Annotated in this window: 21 protein-coding genes; 13 read left to right on the plus strand and 8 right to left on the minus strand. The window is 61.4% G+C overall.

Going from position 1 to position 19271, the window contains the following annotated elements:
- Positions 1-25 precede the first annotated feature (25 nt).
- The 3 genes from ACFVYC_RS20895 to ACFVYC_RS20905 all read right to left on the minus strand — a co-directional run bounded on the left by ACFVYC_RS20895 (position 26) and on the right by ACFVYC_RS20905 (position 2369).
- Positions 26-994 (minus strand): hypothetical protein, encoded by a 969-nt coding sequence (locus ACFVYC_RS20895; protein WP_387553884.1) that lies wholly within the window; start codon positions 992-994, stop codon positions 26-28.
- A gap of 120 nt (positions 995-1114) precedes the next feature.
- On the minus strand, positions 1115-1540 hold the full coding sequence (locus ACFVYC_RS20900) for a hypothetical protein (protein WP_387553886.1): 426 nt from the start codon (positions 1538-1540) through the stop codon (positions 1115-1117).
- A gap of 1 nt (position 1541) precedes the next feature.
- Positions 1542-2369 (minus strand): ParA family protein, encoded by an 828-nt coding sequence (locus ACFVYC_RS20905; protein WP_387553888.1) that lies wholly within the window; start codon positions 2367-2369, stop codon positions 1542-1544.
- Between the two features lie 498 nt (positions 2370-2867).
- On the opposite strand from ACFVYC_RS20905, the gene ACFVYC_RS20910 reads away from it, so the two are divergent.
- Positions 2868-3149: a hypothetical protein gene (locus tag ACFVYC_RS20910; protein ID WP_387553890.1), complete on the plus strand. Its 282-nt coding sequence runs from the start codon at positions 2868-2870 to the stop codon at positions 3147-3149.
- Positions 3150-3190: 41 nt separating this feature from the next.
- On the opposite strand, the gene ACFVYC_RS20915 is transcribed toward ACFVYC_RS20910, so the two are convergent.
- The 5 genes from ACFVYC_RS20915 to ACFVYC_RS20935 form a co-directional block, all read right to left on the minus strand.
- Positions 3191-4282, minus strand: a complete 1092-nt coding sequence (locus ACFVYC_RS20915) for a hypothetical protein (protein WP_387553892.1) — start codon at positions 4280-4282, stop codon at positions 3191-3193.
- A gap of 329 nt (positions 4283-4611) precedes the next feature.
- Positions 4612-4905, minus strand: a complete 294-nt coding sequence (locus ACFVYC_RS20920) for a hypothetical protein (RefSeq protein WP_364275462.1) — start codon at positions 4903-4905, stop codon at positions 4612-4614.
- On the minus strand, positions 4902-5504 hold the full coding sequence (locus ACFVYC_RS20925; protein ID WP_387553894.1) for a hypothetical protein: 603 nt from the start codon (positions 5502-5504) through the stop codon (positions 4902-4904). The genes ACFVYC_RS20920 and ACFVYC_RS20925 overlap by 4 nt, the downstream gene beginning before the upstream one ends.
- Positions 5505-5635: 131 nt before the next feature.
- The gene (locus tag ACFVYC_RS20930; RefSeq protein ID WP_387553896.1) at positions 5636-6238 is read right to left on the minus strand and encodes a hypothetical protein; all 603 of its coding nucleotides are present in this window, start codon (positions 6236-6238) and stop codon (positions 5636-5638) included.
- A gap of 339 nt (positions 6239-6577) precedes the next feature.
- Positions 6578-6922, minus strand: a complete 345-nt coding sequence (locus tag ACFVYC_RS20935; protein ID WP_387553898.1) for an ArsR/SmtB family transcription factor — start codon at positions 6920-6922, stop codon at positions 6578-6580.
- Positions 6923-7179: 257 nt separating this feature from the next.
- Here ACFVYC_RS20935 and ACFVYC_RS20940 point away from each other — a divergent pair, with 257 nt between their 5' ends.
- The 12 genes from ACFVYC_RS20940 (at position 7180) to ACFVYC_RS20995 (ending at position 19269) form a co-directional block, all read left to right on the plus strand.
- Positions 7180-8121, plus strand: coding sequence for a M23 family metallopeptidase (locus ACFVYC_RS20940; RefSeq protein WP_387553900.1), 942 nt, complete (start codon positions 7180-7182; stop codon positions 8119-8121).
- On the plus strand, positions 8121-8612 hold the full coding sequence (locus tag ACFVYC_RS20945; RefSeq protein WP_387553903.1) for a hypothetical protein: 492 nt from the start codon (positions 8121-8123) through the stop codon (positions 8610-8612). The genes ACFVYC_RS20940 and ACFVYC_RS20945 overlap by 1 nt, the downstream gene beginning before the upstream one ends.
- A 35-nt stretch (positions 8613-8647) precedes the next feature.
- Positions 8648-9982: a MinD/ParA family protein gene (locus tag ACFVYC_RS20950; RefSeq protein ID WP_387553905.1), complete on the plus strand. Its 1335-nt coding sequence runs from the start codon at positions 8648-8650 to the stop codon at positions 9980-9982.
- Positions 9983-9984: 2 nt separating this feature from the next.
- On the plus strand, positions 9985-10503 hold the full coding sequence (locus ACFVYC_RS20955; protein ID WP_387553907.1) for a hypothetical protein: 519 nt from the start codon (positions 9985-9987) through the stop codon (positions 10501-10503).
- Positions 10500-10781, plus strand: a complete 282-nt coding sequence (locus tag ACFVYC_RS20960; RefSeq protein WP_387553909.1) for a hypothetical protein — start codon at positions 10500-10502, stop codon at positions 10779-10781. The genes ACFVYC_RS20955 and ACFVYC_RS20960 overlap by 4 nt, the downstream gene beginning before the upstream one ends.
- Positions 10782-10791: 10 nt before the next feature.
- Positions 10792-11487, plus strand: a complete 696-nt coding sequence (locus tag ACFVYC_RS20965) for a hypothetical protein (RefSeq protein WP_387553911.1) — start codon at positions 10792-10794, stop codon at positions 11485-11487.
- On the plus strand, positions 11480-12808 hold the full coding sequence (locus ACFVYC_RS20970; protein WP_387553913.1) for a hypothetical protein: 1329 nt from the start codon (positions 11480-11482) through the stop codon (positions 12806-12808). The genes ACFVYC_RS20965 and ACFVYC_RS20970 overlap by 8 nt, the downstream gene beginning before the upstream one ends.
- Positions 12805-14310, plus strand: coding sequence for an SCO6880 family protein (locus tag ACFVYC_RS20975; RefSeq protein ID WP_387553915.1), 1506 nt, complete (start codon positions 12805-12807; stop codon positions 14308-14310). Before ACFVYC_RS20970 ends, ACFVYC_RS20975 begins: the two co-directional genes overlap by 4 nt.
- Complete coding sequence (locus tag ACFVYC_RS20980) at positions 14311-15852, plus strand: ATP-binding protein (protein WP_387553917.1); 1542 nt, start codon at positions 14311-14313, stop codon at positions 15850-15852.
- Positions 15852-17648, plus strand: coding sequence for a type IV secretory system conjugative DNA transfer family protein (locus ACFVYC_RS20985; protein WP_387553920.1), 1797 nt, complete (start codon positions 15852-15854; stop codon positions 17646-17648). The genes ACFVYC_RS20980 and ACFVYC_RS20985 overlap by 1 nt, the downstream gene beginning before the upstream one ends.
- Positions 17641-18081, plus strand: coding sequence for a DUF4913 domain-containing protein (locus ACFVYC_RS20990; protein ID WP_387553922.1), 441 nt, complete (start codon positions 17641-17643; stop codon positions 18079-18081). The genes ACFVYC_RS20985 and ACFVYC_RS20990 overlap by 8 nt, the downstream gene beginning before the upstream one ends.
- A gap of 81 nt (positions 18082-18162) precedes the next feature.
- Positions 18163-19269, plus strand: coding sequence for a hypothetical protein (locus ACFVYC_RS20995; RefSeq protein ID WP_387553924.1), 1107 nt, complete (start codon positions 18163-18165; stop codon positions 19267-19269).
- Positions 19270-19271: the final 2 nt, after the last annotated feature.

A 19271-nucleotide genomic window follows, 5' to 3' on the forward strand; every position in this document is an offset into this window, starting at 1 on the left:
GCCGTTCGGCCTCATATCTATGCACTCACCACTGGAAACGCGGCGTCCGCGAAGAGCGGGCTTCCTCAAAAGCAGCTAGCGCCTGCACTCCGAGCGCGCTTTCCACATCTTCTTGTGCGAACTGAGGTATGTGGGCGCCGTACTCCCAAGGCATTTGGCCTTCGACAATCACCGTAAGATGTCCGACCTCCTGGCGGAAGAACGGGTCCAAGTCTTCTCGAACCAGATCGCCAAACAGATTGATGTAGCGGGTGATTTCAAGTGTTAGATCCGAAAGATACGCCCGCCGGCCCTTGTACTTCACCAAGAGGGAGTTATATAGCTCCGTATCCCACCTCGGAATCCGGTAGAAGGCTGGATAGATCCGGCGGTGTCCGCCGGTTTGCAGCTCCGCGTACTCATTGAACGTATTGAGCAACTCGTTCAGAAAAAGACCGATATTGACTATTACAGCTTTGAGCCTGTCACGCCCTTGTGGCCAAGGTCGCGTCGCAATCCACAATGCGCATTCACGAAGCCGTTCCTCCGTGGTAACAGCTAAATTGATCGGGCTTCCGCTAAAGAACGGGCTGACGTCGGAAGCCCACGTGTCCAGTCCCAGTTTTGCCACGAGTTGGTCAACGATTTGTCCCCACCGAACTTCATTCGCGTCTACCTCTGATCCCAAGGTCTCCTGTACCCAGGACTCATGATTTGCCTTTGTCTCAAGCAAGAACTCAACGGTGTACTCTTCCGGAGCTTTGTCGATGCGAGTGTGGTCATATGAGCAGAGCAGAATCAGGTTGTCGTACTCGTCACGTTCCTCCGTAGTCAGCGTGGATTCGCCGCGAGGCCCATCCTTCTCCCTCGCGACGATATGCGCTTCTTCGCCAAGGATTATTGCCTTTGCGCTGCGCGCAAGATCCTGACTGAGTGGGCGGCGGCACTCCGGCCATGAACAGCGGTCGGCGGCTCGGCCCCAGAGGAGCTTTCGTGAAACGACTGATATAGACACTTACGTTCTTCCTGATCGAGCTGCGCAATTAGCCAGCAATACCATCCAAAGCCTGCCTGAGCGATACAAAGCCAGCACTGGCCTTTATACCTTTTAGTTCTATAAGGGCATTTGTACCTATTAGCGGCGTCCGCGCGCGATTTTGCCTGATGGAACGGTGGGGAATGGATTGCCCTCGTTATAGGTTTTCTCGCGCCGCTGCATCCTCTCCAGGGCAGCTTCCCGAAGGAAGTCCGAAAAGGATGCTTCCCGCTCGGCCGCGGTGGTAGGGGTGTGAAACCATGCAGCCCGAATCCGTTCCAGGACGTCTTCGTCCGCGTAGAAGGCCCCTTTGGGCTGTGCCTTGCCAGCCTTGTTGGTGGCTTTCGGCGCAGCGGCCGGCGCGGCGGATTCCTCTGCCCGCGAGGGCGAAGGGGCCTGGTCCGTGGTCGTGGTCAAACGCTCCGCGGCTTCTTGCTTCTCCCCCACGGGCGCCTGGTTGTTTTGGTGTTCGATCGGATGCGCAGCCCCGAGAGTGCTCTTCCGGCGTTCGGGTCGTTGTGCCATGTCAGCTCTCCAGAGTGCTGTAGTCATACTTCGGGAAGATCTTCTCCAGGTGCGGACGAAGTTCAATTTCGTCCAGGTGCGCCAGATGCCTTGCGTAGATTTCGTAGGCTTGCCGCGCTTTGTCGTCTCCGGGCCACTCGTCTAGGCCCAGGCCGGCCTCCATCGCGTCTTGGATAACGCTCCAGTACGGCACGTAGGGCGTGAACACGCGCCATGGCGAGGCTTCGGCGAGGTCACCTATCCATGCCTTGTGCGTCAGGGTGTTGCGGTTTCCGTTGACTATCACTCCTGCCACTGTCAGCAAGGGGTTGTAGTACCGCGAGACGCTGTCGAAGCTCAGCTGCAGCTGACTCAACCCATCAAGGGAAAACTTGCCGGGTTGGCAGATCACCAGGGCGCGGTGCGCCGCTGCAAGCGCGTTGATGGTGTGCAGTTCCAGACTTGGTGCGCAGTCAATGAGGATGATGTCGTAGCGCTCCAGGCTGTTCGCCAGAGCTTCTTTGAGCCGGTACTCGCGGCCGTGCTCAGTGTGTAGCTGCTGAATGGCTTTGGTCGTGTTGGAGTTGCCCGGGAGAACCGTTAGCCCTTCCCAGATGCCTTCCACTTCAACGTCGTGGACCTTCTCCCCCAGCAGTACATCAGCAAATGTGAGTTGGTCCGCTTCTACGTTCTCTGCAGCCAGGATGCCGCTGAGGTTTCCCTGTGGGTCGGCGTCTATCGCCAGGACGCGCTTTCCGGACGCAACCAAAGCTCTGGTCAGGCTGTATGTTTCCGTCGTCTTGCCGACGCCGCCCTTTTGGTTGATGAGCGCGTAGATGGTCGCTGCCATGGAATCTCCAATCAGTGGTGGGTCAAATATAGCCAATATCCCTATTAGGGTTTATAACGACACGCCTCCTATTAGGTTCATGATCGCTATTACCCCTAAATGGCGGGCTCTCGTGGAACCGCGTCAGGTAACTCGCCCCGCGGCTATGAGATATCTATTAGGTATAAACACTATATAGTACCTTTCAGTGCTTTTATACCTAAAGTACCCAATGACTATATTCGGGCCCGACCGCGCGCGCCCGCTTGTCTGGCTGGCCGGCGAGGCGCCGCCCTTGTACCGGGCCCAAAAGCCACCCCCTGTGCCTTTGAGGCCGGCCACGGCGGCCGGGTTCCTGTGCCTGCACAGCCTCGGCCCTGCACACTCGCTTGTGTCGTCCCTGCTGAAAGAAACCCCAGCCTAACGCCGGGGGAGACGGCCGCCCCCAAGTCTTGGACCATGGGGAACTTGTCGCTCGGTCAGTGATACTTACTGGACCAGTCGTACAAAAGGAGAATCATGGGGAAGGCAAGCCGCCTAAAAGTAGAGCGTCAGCAGATCAAGGTGATAAGGGAACCTGTCACCGAGACGCACGAGCCAATCGTGCCTCGAAATTGGCCCGACGGCCATGTTGGTGTTGCGCTGACAGACGACGACCAGGATGAATGCATCGAGGTAACCATCCACGGAGTCCGGCACTACCTCCATTCATCGACGGCGCAGGAGCTGAATAAAATGCTCAGCTCTCGCATTGAGGAATGGAACAAGACGGCCCAGGCGGTCGGTTTTCCCGGCGTGTAGCTTCTCGTTGTCCTCGCTGGCGGGGCGGTGGAGCTGATTCATCAAGCTCCCTTCGCTTCCTGCAGGAGGGCGAAGCGCTCTCGCCATCCCAGGGCGGGCGGGGTGTACGCAGCCCGCTCGGCGCGGTCGCGTGTCCTTCGCTCATCTGCTGCGCGCTGCTCTGCTTTGCGCTGGGCGTTCTCTGCGGCCTGTTTTTGGCTGGGGGAGCGGTAGAAACCGCCATCCTTACGGACCCATTTGCCAAGGCGGAACTTCAACCAGGCCCCCGTGTTCTCCACGCCGTTGGCGCCGTCGTGGTGATATCTGGCGTCCGTGTTCGGCCGCCAGTCGATGGCGTGAAGAATGTCCCTGATTGTCCATCCCGCTCGGAAGAATGGCCGGCAGATAGCAGCCACGTGAGGGGTGGAGATGCGTTGCAGCGGAAAAGACCTGAATTGAAGCTCAAGCGAGGCTAGACGCTCAGCCTCGCGGCGCTCACGCTTGGTCTTGGCGCTTGTCGTCTCGTTGGGGTTCCACAGTGGTGCCTTCCGATTGAGCAGTTGGTGATTTATCTCGCGCCGCTGTGCGGCGCGCTTCAATGAAGCGTGCGGCGTAGCCGCATCAATGTTGAGCTTTGACTCTTCGCCCGCCCGCGCGTGCGGGGGGTTATTAACAGCCCTATTGGGCACCGGTACGCTACTTTTTTCCACACCCTCTTCTTCGACTTTTTCCAGCAGTACGTAAATAGCGGCTTCATTGTCCGTGCGGCCGCTGGATTTAGGCGTGAACTCCGCTGTACGGCCCGTGGCCACCACTGCCAGTACTCCCCAGTCTCTGAGCCGACGGAAGTAGTTTGAGATGCTCTTAGACGGGAAGCCGAACCGTTCCTGAAGGCGCTGCCAGAGGGGCATCACGGTCATGCTGGCGGGGTCAAAGCCCGGGCACTGGGCGACGGCATTGGCGAACCGCCAAATGTTCGCCTTTAGGTCTTTGCGGGCCAGCTGGAACTCTGCCAGCTCCTGGATGCTGCGCAGCCACCGGATGATATGCCGGGCAGGCCTGTGCCCTGCCGGGATGACCGACCAGACAGCACGGTTGCTACGTTCTTTGGCTTTACGTACCCGCCTGGGCCTTTGCTTGCCCTTGCGTCCCATACGCCGCCTGGGCTGGGTAGGGGAGTCTTGGGGCAGGGGTTCAGCGACGTCAGTGAAGCCAGCTCCTAGAGCAGACACATTTTCAGGGGTCAGCAGCAGCCGCTTGGGATCTCGTTCGACTGCGACTTGACGGCCGACACTCACGCGGTCAGCCGTTGACCCGGAACCGGGTTCCGGTACCATAGGGGCAATACCTTCTTGTTGGAGGGTGTGAGAAAGGGAGCGTCCTCGCAAGAGGAAGCTTCAAAAGTTCAGATCGAGTAACTGCCAGGAAACGCAGATCTGAACGGATACTTAGTGAAGGCCCGCCTAGTGCGGGCCTTCAACTCTTAACTGGCCTTTGCGATAGGCAAAGCCTCCTGTAGCTTCTCGCGGTCAGCCCAGGACGGCAGGCCATCGGCCTCCAATTCCAGGTGATCCAGAATTGCTTCTAGTCCCTCGGCGCCACTCATGCCCATCCGAGCAGAGACATCCTCCAGCTTTTGCTTGCTGTGGGGAGGGATGAGGTAGTTAGTCTGCACATTGCCAATGCCAGTGCCGCGCGCACGCCGGAGAACTTTTCCCATGCCGCTCACACTAGCTATATGACTAGATTTAACACGCGGCGACACGCTGGCAGTCATGCTGATTCCCCTCGCAAGTGGCTCTGACGGATGGCGGGGACGCTGTATTTGCGCAGGCCAAACCAAGCACAGGCAAGGCCAGCCACAACGAGGAGTGCGGAGATGGCGCTGATGCTTTGTCCTACTTCGTATAGCCCGGGCACCACCCAGCCCACGAGGAAAACAACGGCCCTCAGAATCGCCAGGGAGAAGCCGGCCAGGACGAGGCCGGAAGACCAGCGCTGGAACAGATGGCCACCTCTGCGCACCTGCTGGAACAGTGGGCCGACGACCAGGCTGCAGAGTGAGGCGACGTAGAGGACCGTGACCGCGTTGTAGGCGAACACCACTGGATCGCTCATATAGGCTCCGAGGCCGGGGGAGGGCATATCGGTAGTAGTCAGGGCAAAGAGGACCATTTCAAGCCCGTACACCAGGACAAGTATCAGTCGGCCTGGAATGCCTGCCGTCAGCTGTAGGGCCTTTGCAGCTTTGAGCGGCTTGGCTACCTGGGCGACAAGTATGTTGACGGCGAGGAAGAGGCATAACTTGGCGAAAAGGTCAGTGAAATTGGTTCTGACGAACATCGAGTCGATGGCCGTGTAAACGGGCGGGAGCATGATCGCGAACGCAACGCACAACGAGAGACCGCAAAGGAAAATGGCTTGGTTTCGACTGCGGCTCAGCCCGGGAATGCGCGTAAGGCTTAAGCCAGCTGCCACCGCGAGTACAGCCCAGAAGAGTATTTCCATCAGCCCAATGTCTCCCAAAAGTTCTGCACCGTCGCTTCGGCGTCCATTTTCTTCTTCGTTGTGCGGCGCAGCTGCTTCAACTTCGCCTCGGTGGCATCGATGAGTGCCAGATCATCCATAAGATCAAAACTGTTCTCCCTGCAGTACAGGGGCCATCCTGCTTCCTGTGGGGTTACTAGGCCCGTTACAACGAGGCCGCTGGCAAAGGACGTTCCAGCGAGCTCCGCTGCTGCTACAGCAACTTCCGGCGGCAGCCGGTTCTCTGTCAGTAATGCTGAGAGGTTGGTGAGTTTGAGACCCACCCGCTCTGCAATCTGGCGCCTGAGATCGCCCGGGTCCACAGCATCGATCCACGCCCGTACCGCATCCTCGTGGGGGATCTGGCTCATTTCGTAGCCGGCCAGACGATGGGCGAGGTCAGCCCTCGACCGACGCAGAAGCTCCACCATCACGTCGGTGTACGTCATCTGACTCAGTAGTTCAGCGTCGGTGGGTGGTTTGAGGCCGGCCGGGACCCCGCGGTACTGCGAAAACTCCCCGAGCGCCGTAATGGGATTCATCCGAGCGACTCTGGCTAAGCCCACAATGACGGTTTCGCTCACACGGCCACGGAGCCGCTGTTTGTTGAGAGTTGCCCGGTTCAGCCCAAGGAGCTTGCTTAGCTCAGAAGTCCCCTCAGGCAAACGATGGGCCCGCAGCCAGTCATTAAATTCCTGCGCGCTTACGGCCATGTCTCTGCTTCCGGGCTTGTTCGGCTGGGGTGTTACGACTCACTCTACTTAGGAACGTGGGACAAAATCATCATTATCAATCTTGATGATATATTGAGCTTTCGAACCCATCCACTTTGACAAGTTTGTCACACGCCAAAACGAAAAAGAGCATTAGCTCGGAGAGTGAAGTTGAAGTCGCTGCAAGGGGAACTCGCTGGACTCCAGCCCTCAGGAACCTCTGACGTAGCGCTGGACGGCCATGAGCGCGTCCTCAAAGGCAGCCCCACGCAACTTGTAGACCAGGCGCTGCCCTTGCCTGTTTTCACCCTCCGCTCCCGATTCCACCGCCTTGAGGGACTCCAGCTGGCGAAGATGCCAAGCGACAGTCTTGTACCCAGCGCCGACCGCCCGGCCGATATCACCCGAAGTACCCCCATCCGCGTTCTGAGCAAGGAACCGGAGGATTTCCAGCCTGAGGGGATTGATGCCGAGGAGGTTCATGACATCGGCCGCCCATGGGGGAGCGGGCTGGGAGGGCTGGACATAGCGGGGCATCCCTTCATTCTGTCTCATCAGTACTTGAAGGCTTCTTACTGACTAACTTAATGCGATAGTCTCACCACTAGGAAGTTTATTCTGATAGTGGGGTTGCGGGCGCAGATGCGGCAGTAAACGGGGGAGGAACAATGAAAAAGGAATCGAGCAGTGCGGCCGCAGCTGTAGCTGTGATGGCTTTCCTGTTCGCACCACTTCTTGTTGTTGTGCTGTTCCTAGGTGCAGGCGGGGCTAAGGCAGCGCAGTCCTGCGGCGTAAGTGGTGGCAGTGTCGCTGTGGGTAGCATCCCGACCACCGTGGGCGCGTTTTCCGGAAAACAGCTGGAGAACGCAGCAGCCATCATGAAAGCGGCAAAGGACCTGGGGCTTCCTGCGGCCGCGCAGATCCTTGGGGTACAGGCTGCTATCGGTGAATCTACGCTGCACGTAATCGACTACGGCGATGCTGCGGGCCCTGACTCACGGGGTTTGTTTCAGCAGCGGGCGAACGGTGCCTGGGGCAGCTACTCGGACCGGATGGACCCCTACATCAGTGCTACCAATTTCTTCAGGGCTCTGAGCCGCGTTCCTGGCTGGGACCAACTGGAACCCAGCACCGCGATCCACCGGGTGCAGCGCAACGCGGTGGAGAACCATTACGCACAGTTCCGCGCCCCTGCGGCCGAAGTAGTAAAGGCGCTGGGTGGTGAGGCCACCGCCGGGCTGGACGCGAGTGGCGCGTGCCCAAGCGCCGGGGGAGCGGTTTTGGGGGAGCTGTCGGGTAAGTGGGTTCATCCCCTGGCCGGTGCCAGCATGACCAGCGGCTACGGCCCCCGTGCCGCACCTGCCGGGACCGTCGGGGGAGTCTTGGCGAACTTCCACTACGGAATCGACTTCGCCACCCCGGGCAGGGCCGGCACCATCATCGCTGTGACGGACATGAAGATCGTCAAGATCCGCCACCTTGACGGGACGTTCGGCAGCGGCGTTACGGGCCAGACGACGGACGGGAAGCTCACCATCGGCTACTACCACATGGAAGCCGGGTCCTTGAAGGTCAAAGAAGGCGACGTTGTAGCCGCCGGGACCCCGCTGGGGACCGAGGGAGCCACCGGCAACGTGACCGGCCGCCATCTCCACATGGAATTCTTCCCGGGCGCGCTGCCCAACCCCATGGTGCCGATCAACCAGACCACCGACCCGGCCCCGATCCTCAAAGCACAGGGAGTGAGCTTCTAATGCGCATCACCATCATTGGCCTTGTCCTGGCCGCGACTGCCGTAGCCGTCTCAGGCTGCGCCGCCCCCACCTCAAACAACACCCCGGGGCCCGCGGTCACAGCCAGCAGCGCGACTGAGATCCACGACCACGACGAGGACCACGGCGTTCCCGCCGTGACCTGGGGGCCCTCCACCGATGCCGAGGTTAAGGCCCTTGCCGCTGACCTGATGCTCAAGTTTGCCCGTCCTGACGTGACGGAACGGGCATGGTTCGACACTCTCCAGCCTCACATGAGCGCCGAGTACCAGGAGTCCGCGCAGTACATCGACCCCGGCCGCATCCCCGTACGGGAGATCCACTCGCCCCCCGCCTTGGTCAGGGAGCAGGAGAACCCGATGTCCGTCATGGCCGAATTTCCCACCAACGATGGCCTCTGGGTGATGTCCCTGCACCGCTCCGGCCAGGACGAACCCTGGCTGATCACCAACATCGCACCCAAAGATTCCTAAGCAGCATCACCACTCCGAAAGAAAGAGGTAGGCCCATGGCCATCGAAAAATCGCTGATCCAGCCGGAACCGGTGATCAGCGCCATCATCAACGGTGACAACACCGGCATCCTGAAAATCAACGGCGAAGAACACCCCTACGAAGCCCCGGACCTAAACGACCTGCGCCAGGCGCTCATGAAGCGCGCAATCGGAGAAGCAGCCACCTTGAACCGCCCGGTCCGTGTGACCTCGATGGATGACGCAGGGGTTTCATACCTCGTTGTCTCACCGACCGGCGAGGTCGAGGAAGAGCAGCCCACAACCGTCCCGGAGGACGCCAGCACAATCATTGAGGCCATCCCGTCCACCCGTGCAGCCACAACCACCGTTGCAGCAGCTAAACCCGCTCCACCCCTCGTTAGAGAAGCCACCCCGGCTGCGCCCTCAGCAGTGGCCGGCGCGACCACCCGTAGGTCAATCAGAGAGGCCGAAAGTTTCCTCGCAGCACCGAGTACTGTTGAGCCGGCCACACAAGGTATCCGGGGAATGCTGAACAGCCTGGGACTTTCGATTGCTCCTTCTGAGGACGAACTGAGCGAGCGTGAAGATGTCCGGCTGGCATCCAAGCACTTCGCCGGCACCCGCACCATTGCCGTGGTGAACCAGAAGGGCGGGTCAAACAAAACGCCCACAGTAGCCGACCTCGCTGCCGTTTTCGGCCGTAACGGCGGAAGCGTCGTGGCCTGGGATAACAACCCCACCACCGGGACGCTGGGATGGCGCACCGAACAGGGCGATCACTCCCGCAGCGCCCTGGACGTCATCGCCAACGCTGAAGCCCTGCTCTCTCCCACGGCACAGTCCGCGGATATCAACGCTTTCGTCCACCACCAGAGCACCGACAAGTACGACGTGCTGCGCTCCGATTCAGATGTAGACGGCACCCACGAAGTAACCGCTGAAGAGGTCGACATCCTGCACCGGGTTGTCTCCAAGTACTACCGGCTGATCCTGATGGATTCAGGCAACAACCACCGCAGCGCCGAGTGGAACCGCATGATCGACCACGCAGACCAGTTGGTGGTTCCCACCACCAACGAAGAAGACCGGGTAGAGGCTGCCCTCCTGACGTTGCAGGGACTGGACCTGAAAAGCGAACGCTCCGCCGGGCTGGCCGCCAACGCCGTCGTTGTCGTCTCCGAACGGCAGGAAGGCGAAGCCAGGCTCTCCCAGGAAACGGCCGAGAAGTTCCGGCCCTACGTCCGCGACGTTGTCGTTGTCCCATTTGACCCGGCCCTCAAGTCCGGGCAAATCCGCTTCGGTGCTCTCAAACGCCCAACCCGCAGGGCGTGGTTGCGGGCGGCAGCTGCGGTGGCACGTGGGCTATGAACGTGACCGAAAAGACCGAGAGCGTCAGCCCCTGGGTGACGGCCGCGCAGAGCATCGCACCGGAAGTCCGGGCCTCCGCACCTGTTGAGGACCCGGCCCCGGCCGCTGAGGAACAGAGAACCGGTTTCGTAGCCGCGCATGGCGGTGCGGGAGCCACTGCTTGGGCCGCGATCCTGGACGGGGCAGACCACGGCCAGCAACTGCCCGCCGATGGAGCACCGGTCGTGCTTGTCGCCCGCGCCAGCCTGCACGGCATCGACGCGGCGAAGGCAGCTATCGCCGCCCACGGCCCGGCAGCGTTCAGCGCGGTCCTGATCGTCCCGGCTGTACCGGGACGGACTCCGCGGATGATTCAGAACGAGCTCAAAGTTTTAGCCGGTGCAGTGCCCCTGATCCCCGTCCCGTGGGTATCAGGGCTGCTGATCAAGCGCTCCGCGCTGGCTGATTTCACTGATGTACCGGCCAAGGACCTGGCAAAAGTCCGTGCCGCGCTTTCCACGACTAAAGGAGAAATGAAATGACCATCCTGACCACACTCACCGACGTAGCAACCAACGTCGTCACGGAAGCCAAGCCCCTGCCCCAGGAAGTCCAGGACGGCCTTGACACCGTGATCCTGTGGGCACAGATCATCGGCGGGTCCCTCGCGATTTTGGGCCTCATGATCCTCTTCATCGGTCTCTTCTTCGCCCACCAGCGCGGCCGCGGCGAAGAGTTCATGTCCAAAGCCGGCTGGTGGCTCACCGGCGCCATCGGACTAGGCACCTCCGGTGTGCTGGCAACACTCTTCGTCAGCTAAGGAACAGCCCATGAGCCAAGTACAAAAGCCTCAAACCCTCCGAGGCAAAACCGCATGGTGGGCCGCTATCGCCGTCGTCTTCATCGTCGCTGTCCTGGCGTTCCTCATCCTCGTAAAGCCAGCCCCGCAGAACGCACCGCAGGCACAGGAGAGCACCGCCCAACCGACGGAAGGCTGCAACGTCCCGGAAGGGGACACGTCCTCCAAGCCGGCCATGCCCAGTGACCTCCGCTGGGAAGCAAAGAACGGCTGGACATGGCCAGTCTCTGACACTTACGGCCCCACCCAGACAAAGGACGGCTTTCCTGTCTGTTTCGCCCACTCACCGCTGGGAGCGGCGCTCACCGCCGTGTCTATGAACGCGTCGGCGAACGTGATCAGTGCCCGGAAAACCGTGGAGCTCTACACGATGGAATCAAAGGGCAAGGATGTACTCCTGGGAAAGACTCCCGATGAACCTGCGGCCAGCAGTCCGGCTTCTTTCGCCGGGTTCGTTGTGGACAGCTTTAGCGAGGACGAAGCTGCCATCACGCTCGTAATAGAGACACCTATTAGTACCAGCGGTTACACGGGGCTCCCGCTCACATTCCGCTGGATTGACGGGGACTGGAAACTAAAAGTCGTTGACGACGGCTCGATGTTCGTAGGACAACCTCCCGTTCCGGTGAAGGGCAGCTTCGTGGAATGGGTTAGTTCGAATGGCTGACTGCACCATCTTTTCCGGACCTGCCTGTGCCGCCGCGAACGTCATCGGGGGCGTTCAGGACGCGACGCAGGGAGCAGTGAACAGTGCCGTGGATTCGGGTGCCAACAGCCTCGGTGAGGCGATGATGGGGGCCTGGGACTCCATCATGAAGGGCTTCCTCACCTCGTGGCTGGATGCGGGAATGATGGTCAGCCTCGAGGGCGAATCCATGGCATGGCTGACCGATCAGCTGCAGCTCCTCAGCATCTTCATGTCTACCGTCGGCATCATGGTCGCCTGCGTGTGGACGATGGTCCACGCCCGTGGAGACAAGGCCGTGAAGGCAGCCAAGTCCCTTCTCATGGTTTTTCTCGTGACCACCGCAGGAACAACTCTGATGCAGGTCGCCATCCCGGCCGGTGACGCTTTCTCGAAGTACATCCTCGATGAAGCAGGTGTCACCGTTCAGGGCTATGAGCAGCTGGGACCTGCCGCAGGGGCGGTGAGCCAGATAGGGCCCGGGCTGGCGATCGTGGCCGGGATCTTCGGCGTCGTCGCCACCTTGCTGCAGTGGGTCATCATGATTGTGCGCGCCACGGTGCTGCCCTTACTGGTCGCTATTTGGCCTGTCGCTGCTGCTGCAGCCATGATCCGCGGTGCCGAGCAAAGCTTCTCCAAAGTCACGATGTGGCTTGTCGCGTTCCTGCTCTACAAACCAATTGCGGCGATCATCTACGCCTTTGCGTGGAAGTTGAAGTCCGGTGGTGACGGCATTGGAGGGGTCATCAACGGAATGTTGCTGCTGGTCCTGGCAGTTGCTGCTCTGCCCGCGCTGATGAAGCTGCTGAGCCCCGCCACCGCTGCGATGGGCTCCGCTGCGGGTGGATCCATGGCGCTGGGGGCAGGCGCCGCGGTCGTGACCGCTGGTGTTGCTGCCGGCGCTGCCGTCGCCACCGGTGGTGCCAGCGCAGGTGCCAAGGGCGCCGCAGGCTTCGCTGGAACAGCCGGCCCCTCTGGTGGAGCCGTCACCGCCCAAGGAATGACGTCCATGGCTGCTCCTGCCAGCTCCAGCGGTATGGCACCGGGTGGCGCCCCTGCAGGGCCCTCCGGCAACTCTGCTCCTTCAAACTCTGGTGGATCAGTCGCCCCGGGTGGCTCCGGCGGCAGCAGTGGGGGCGCCGGTTCCGCGGGAGCCTCCACGGGCGGCTCTTCAGCGGGTGGGGCGGTCGCTAAGGGAGCCTCCGGCGGTAACGGTGGGTTGCAGGCTGCGACCCAGTCCTTGGGCGGTTCCATCGCGCAGGGAACACAGAACACTGACGGAAAGGATGTGCTTGGATCATGAGCGAGAATGCTGCACAGGAAAAATTCGGCAATTGGCTCAAGCCCGCTTCTCCGGGGCTGTTCGGTCTGCCGCTGGGCGGGATAGTCATCTCGTGCGCGGGCCTTTTCTTTGGTCTCTTGAGCCTGATGCGGGGCCTGCTTCTTTTGGCTCTTGTTGTCCTTGTGGGCACGGCATTGGTGGTCCTGCTCGGTGTCGTGCGGTTCGGTGGCCGCACTGTTATCGGCAAGGCCACTGATGCCCTGTCGTTGGCTTCGCGGAAGTCCACCGGTTCGGCGTTCTACGTCACCGGGGCCTTGTCCACGCTTCCACCGGAAGATGCGGAGCGCCTGCCTGGTGCACTGCTGGACGTAGAGACGATTTCCGGCACTGATGGCCTTGGACGTGCGTACTCGCTGCTGCACCATAAGGCGGTCCGGCAGCTGGCGGCCGTCTTCGGCTGCTCCCCGGACGGGGCGGCCATGCAGGAACAATCTGTCGTCAACGCCCAGGTCGCCAACTTCGGGGCCTGGGTCTCTTCACTGAGCGTCGAAGATGGCCTCACCGGAGCGACGATCGTTGTTGATTCGGCCTCCGAGTCCTCCGCGGCGACGTGCGCTGCCATCCGCGACGATGTCGCACCGAACGCCCCGGCCTTCGCCAAGGAAGTTCTTGACCATGCTGTTGGAACCCTGCCTGCCCGCTCGGCGGTAATGAACGTGTACGCCACGATGGTTTGGGACGCTCCCGCGCTGGGGGCAACGGATAAGGACGTGTCCTCCGCTGTTGCCGAGGTCGCCGCCCGCCTTCCCGGCCAGACCCAGATGCTCGCGGCCGCCGGTGCCGGGTCACCGACTCCCCTCGTGGAAGAGGACCTGGCCCATGTCGCGCAGCTGTCCTATCAGCCGATGCGGGATCAGGAAATGGCATTGGACGCCCTGCACGGCCGCCGCGCTGTCCAGGACTGGGAACACGCCGGGCCCGGCTTCTTCGATGACTCCCAGGGCCGGGTGGTGTTCCACGACGGCGTTGCGTCCATGACCCTGATGATGACCGTCCCTCCAGGAGCGCACATCACGTCTCGCAGCTTCGACCGGGTGTTCGGTCCGAACGCGAAGTTCCTCCGCAAACGCGTCGCATTGTTCTACCGGCCGGTGGATCCCGGCACGGGAGCCAAGACAGTGGACCGCCTGGTGAAAACCGCGGATTGGAAGATGAGCACCCGCAAGGGCCGGCCAACGTCCTTTGACCGGGCCACCAAGGCGGTCGCGGAAAAGACAGAAGAAGAGCTGGCACAGGGCGCGCGGCTGTCCCTGTTCTCGATGATGGTCACCGTCACGTTCGCACCCGATGAGAAGTCGTACCGGGACGCCCTGAACCAGGTGAAGTCGATCATGAACCAGCTCATCATGCCCTACCGCTTCGTGGAGCACGCCGGGTCCGCGGCGTTCCACACCACGTTGCCGTTCGGGATCCTCCCGTGGAAGTACAGCAGCACCCCGCTCTGGATGGAAGGCGTCCTCTAGATGAAAGACAGCACCTCAGGCAAGTCCGGCAACGGCAAGGCAATCATGGCCAAACGACTCCTCGCAGAAAAGATGCGGCACATCAAAACCTCCAAAGGGTTTACCGGCTTTGGCGGCGGGCGCTGGGGCAAAATGCCCCAGCCGCCACAGTGGTACTCCTCCTCAACGCAGCTCTGCGGCATCTACCCCTTCTCGGCCGGCACCTCCCGGCCCAACACCGGCACCCCGCTGGGCCGGGACATGAACGTCGAGACCGCCGTGTGCGGGGACATGAAGACCTGGTACGACGCGGGCCTGATTTCCTCGTCCTCGATGATGCTCTTTGGCCTGAACGGCAACGGCAAGTCCTCGGTCGCGCAGCGGTTCATCTACTCCATGGCTGCCCGCGGAATCGTCCCGATGGTCTTTGACCCGCTCAAGGACGAGTACGGGGAAATGGTCGAAGCCCTCGGCGGCAGGGTCCTGCGCGTGGGGCCCCGCGGCAGGGACAAGATCAACCTGCTACACCTCGGCGCCCTGGGGGAGGCCGCCGCCATGATCGGCGGCACCACCGGTGAGGACATGCGCCGCCAGGCGGTCAGCCAGGCCGTGGACATGGTCGCCCTCGTCGTGCAGATCAACCGGGGCAGCCCGCTCTCGGACAGCGAGGACGCGGTCCTGGCCCTGATGGTCCGCTCGGTCATCTCCCGCGTCCGCCGCCCCTCCATGCATGACCTGGTGGACGCGTTCCTTGCCCCGCCCCCGGAAGTCCTCTCCGCCGTGGCCTGCAACGACGCCGCCCAGTTCCTGGGCGAATACCGGGCCCTGCACCTGTCCGTGCTGGCCCTGCTCTCCGGCGAAATGGGTGCGCTTATTGGCGGCAGCGAATCCATGTCCATCCCAGTGGGCAACCCCGGAGGGTTCTGCTTCGACACCTCCTCCATCCCGGCGTCGAACACCAAACTGCTCTCCGCCGCGATGCTGGCAACCTGGAACATCGGCTTCTCCGCCATCGACGCCCACTGGGAACTGTCCCGGCACGACCCGAGCGTGCACTGGGGCGGCTACCTCGCCGTCCAGGACGAGTTCTGGTACCCGATGCGCGCCTGTGAAGGCATCATCGACCGGGCAGACCGGATCGGACGGACCAACCGCGGCCTCGGTGTCAGCGAACTGAAAATCACCCACAGCCCCAAAGACTTCCTCTCCCTCCCCAACGCCAAAGACAGGGAAACCGCCAAGGGCTTCGCCCAGCGCTGCGGCGTCTTGGGCCTAATGGCCCTGTCCCTGGATGACCTGCACGCCCTCTCCGCGGTCCAGCCGCTCAACGGCAAAGAGATCGCCACCGTCGCCGGGTTCAACACGCCCCCGGACTGGAAACCGAACATGAACGCCGATGGCACCCCCGCCCCGCCACCCGGGGCAGGGAAAATCCTGCTCAAAATCCCCGGCCGGGTAGGCCTGCCAGTGCAGATGACCCTCACCGCCATCGAGAAGGCCAAACACATCACGGACGAGCGCAGCAACCGCGTCGCCTTCGCCCACGAAATGGAGACTGTCTAATGGGAGCCCCTAACAAGAAGGCCTCAAGCCTCAGCGGCGAAACCATCGCCCTCTGGGTCGTCCTCGCCGTCATCCTGGTCGGGGCCGGCGCAACCTCCGGAGCTGTCCACCTCGGCTCGATCATCGCTGGAGATGGCCAGCAGCTGCCCAAGAACCCGGCAGAGCTCCTGGTGGGCCTGATCAAAGGCACTGCCACGTGGCCGGCCCCGGCCACGTGGGTTTTAGTCGGCTTCGGCCTCCTCCTGGTGGCTCTGGCTGTCCTGATCACCCGTGCAGTTCGGAAAGGCGCGTCCAAGCGCTCCCGCGTTGATGCTGCCGCCCGGTACATGGCAACTCCCAAAGACCTGAAGGCACAGACCCTGCGCGGCGCCACGGAGAAGGCCAAAAGCTTGGGCGTGGAGGGTTCACCGGGCATCCCGGTGGGTAAGACCGTGATCGGGAAGCAGATGGTCTTCGGGTCCTGGGAAGACATGCACATCGACATCTGGGGACCCAGGACGGGTAAAACTACTTCCCGTGCGATCCCCGCAATCCTCTCCGCGCCCGGCGCGGCCCTGGTCACCTCCAACAAGCGCGACATCGTTGACGGCACCCGCGACGTCCGCGCCGCTGAGGGCCCCGTGTGGGTCTTTGACCCGCAGGCCGTCGCCCTGGAAGAACCCACCTGGTGGTGGAACCCGCTGTCCTACGTCACCGACGAAGTGCGTGCCGCCCGCCTCGCTGACCACTTCGCCTCCGGCTCACGCGGGCCGGGAGCCCAAACCGACGCGTACTTCGACCCTGCCGGGCAGGACCTGCTGGCCGGGCTCCTTCTCGCGGCCGCCCTGGCGGATCTTCCCATCACCCAGGTGCACACCTGGCTGACCGATCCCACCGACGACGCAGCGGTGCCGATCCTGATGGAGGCAGGTTTCACCCAGACCGGCAATGCCGTCCAGGGCGTGATCAATCTCCACGACAAACAACGCGGCGGCATCTACGGCACCGCCCTGCAGATGGCCTCCTGCCTGACCAACCGGCAAGTCTCCCGCTGGGTCACCCCGCAGGGCCCGGCAGATAACAGGCCGCAGTTCGACCCAGCCGCCTTCGTCCGCTCCAAGGGAACGCTGTACAGCCTCTCCAAAGAAGGCAAAGGCACTGCCGGCCCCCTGGTGACCGCCCTGACGGTGGCGACCGTGGAAGCGGCCGAAGAACTCGCCGTCCACTCACGGGGCGGCCGCCTCGAAACACCCATGATCGGCGTCCTCGATGAAGCAGCCAACGTCTGCCGTTGGCGCGAGCTCCCGAATCTTTACAGCCACTACGGCTCCCGCGGCATCGTCCTAATGACCATCCTCCAGTCCTGGTCCCAAGGGGTGGAAGTCTGGGGTCGGGAAGGCATGCGCAAACTCTGGTCCGCCTCCAACATCAAGGTCTACGGCGGCGGAGTCGCCGAAGCCGAATTCCTCAACGAGGTCTCCCAGCTCGTGGGGGAGTACCGGTACTCCAACATGACGAAAAGCCGATCCAAACAAGGGGTCTCCTACAACTACGACAACGACCGTAAGGAACGCACCCTGGACGTTTCCGACCTCGCATCGTTCCCCCGCGGCCGCGCCATCATGTTCGCTTCCGGCGCCCCCGCCGCGCTGCTCGAAACAGTGCCCTGGATGGGCGGCAAACACGACGCCGAAATCCGGGCCTCCATCGCAGCCCACGACCCCTCCAATAAGACAACGACTAAGACAGCCGACGCGGAACCGGTGAATCCCTGGGTGACGGCTGCAGCATCCAGCAGGGCCGCAATCGATGAGTGACATGGGCGAATGGGACGACGAGCCCGAAGTATCCGACCCACCTTCAGGGCCACTGAAAGCAGAAGAGCAGGAAGCAGAAGAAACAGCTGAACCGGAACTGTTCTACAAGGACCTGATCACCTTCGTCCAGGAACACCTGTCCCCGTCCTACCGGAGGAGCCTCAGCGGAACCGACCGAACCTGGTGCCCCTCGTGGTGGAAACACGAAGAAGCCATTAGTCGGCTGGAAGCCTTATGGCGGTCCTGGGAATTCCTCCGTCTCGACGGATCAACCGGAATGAGCATCTGGTGGCGGGACCACGCGGACCATCACATGGGCGTCCTGCTCTCTGCCGATGGGCCATTCAAAGGCTGCAAACCCGTTGCCGGCGGCCATGCAGCGAACAAACTCAAAGCCCTCCCGTGCGACCCTCCTCCTGAGGGTTTGTTCTAGACCGACAGATCACCGTAAGTGACACCCGAGACTTGCCAGACTCTGGCAATCGGGTTTGATTCGCTTACGGGCATTCGAAGCGTGGGTATCGTTATCGAAGTCATAGAAGGCACCGGTAGCAACTCTTCTGCCGGTGAGGGTCACCGAAAAGTGATACGGGGAGAAGTGAAGCTCACTGAAGTTTTGTTGTCGTACGCAAATTGGAACGCCCGTACTGCTTGGAACCAGTTTCAAGACCCAGATCTAAACAAGAGGCTAAATGCCGCCGCGTGTGCAGGAATGGCAACCGAACTACTGCTGAAGTACCTTTTGGCTCGCCAGTCTCCTGGTCTGTTGGCTGAGCTCACCCCAGGTGAGAAGGGCGGCGCCCTGACTGCCCGACTAACTTTCTCATCAGAGGACTATTCGAAGGATCTGGCTGACGTTCGATCCTGCACCGCGGAAGACGCTTTCTATATTCATACGAAGATTGATGAGATACCGACAGTCCTCGCCCTAGACGAGTTCAAAACCTTAATGAAGGTCCGGAATGCCGCATGCCACTTGGCAGCCGAGTCCCGGCTTAGTGACATTGCAGAGGCAATGTATTCACTTACTTCTATGTATGACAGGGCCAAGAACGCCATATCAGGTCTTGAGTGGCCCTTCATGGGGGTGGACCATTTCGTAGAAGTGTTTCAGTATCAGTATCGCCAGTCCTCCGCGGAACTGATCAAGGGCAAGATTAAGGAGCATAAGGAAGCTTCCCAAACGGGGTCGGTTGCCGATTCCGCACCTGATGATGCCAACGAGTTCCTTGGCCTTTGGTCCGCCACTATCTTCGACGAGGACTACTCCTTCACGCATCCGCAGAAGACTCCGTGGAAGTGTCCGTCCTGCAAATCGCAGAACGGCGCACTCTTGTGCGAGATAGAGAACACAACCTTTTATGAGCCTGCTGAGCCAGACCGGGAGCCTAAGGCCTGGGCTCAGGGGGAAGTGTGGACCCCCATGGCTTTTGGTTGTATTAACTGCGGGCTTTGCCTCACTCCGCGCGAGCTGAGGACGCTGGAGTTAGCCGGTGATGGATGGGCGGTAAACGCCTCGGATCCCATCCCCAAGCGAAAAGGGGACTTTGAAGAGATACCCGAGGAGTTTCAGGTGACTGCACGAGGTGCGGATCCTGACCCTGGCTTCTCAGAGCCGTGAGC

It is taken from the genome of Pseudarthrobacter sp. NPDC058329, from assembly GCF_042879835.1.
Taxonomy (GTDB): Bacteria; Actinomycetota; Actinomycetes; order Actinomycetales; family Micrococcaceae; genus Arthrobacter.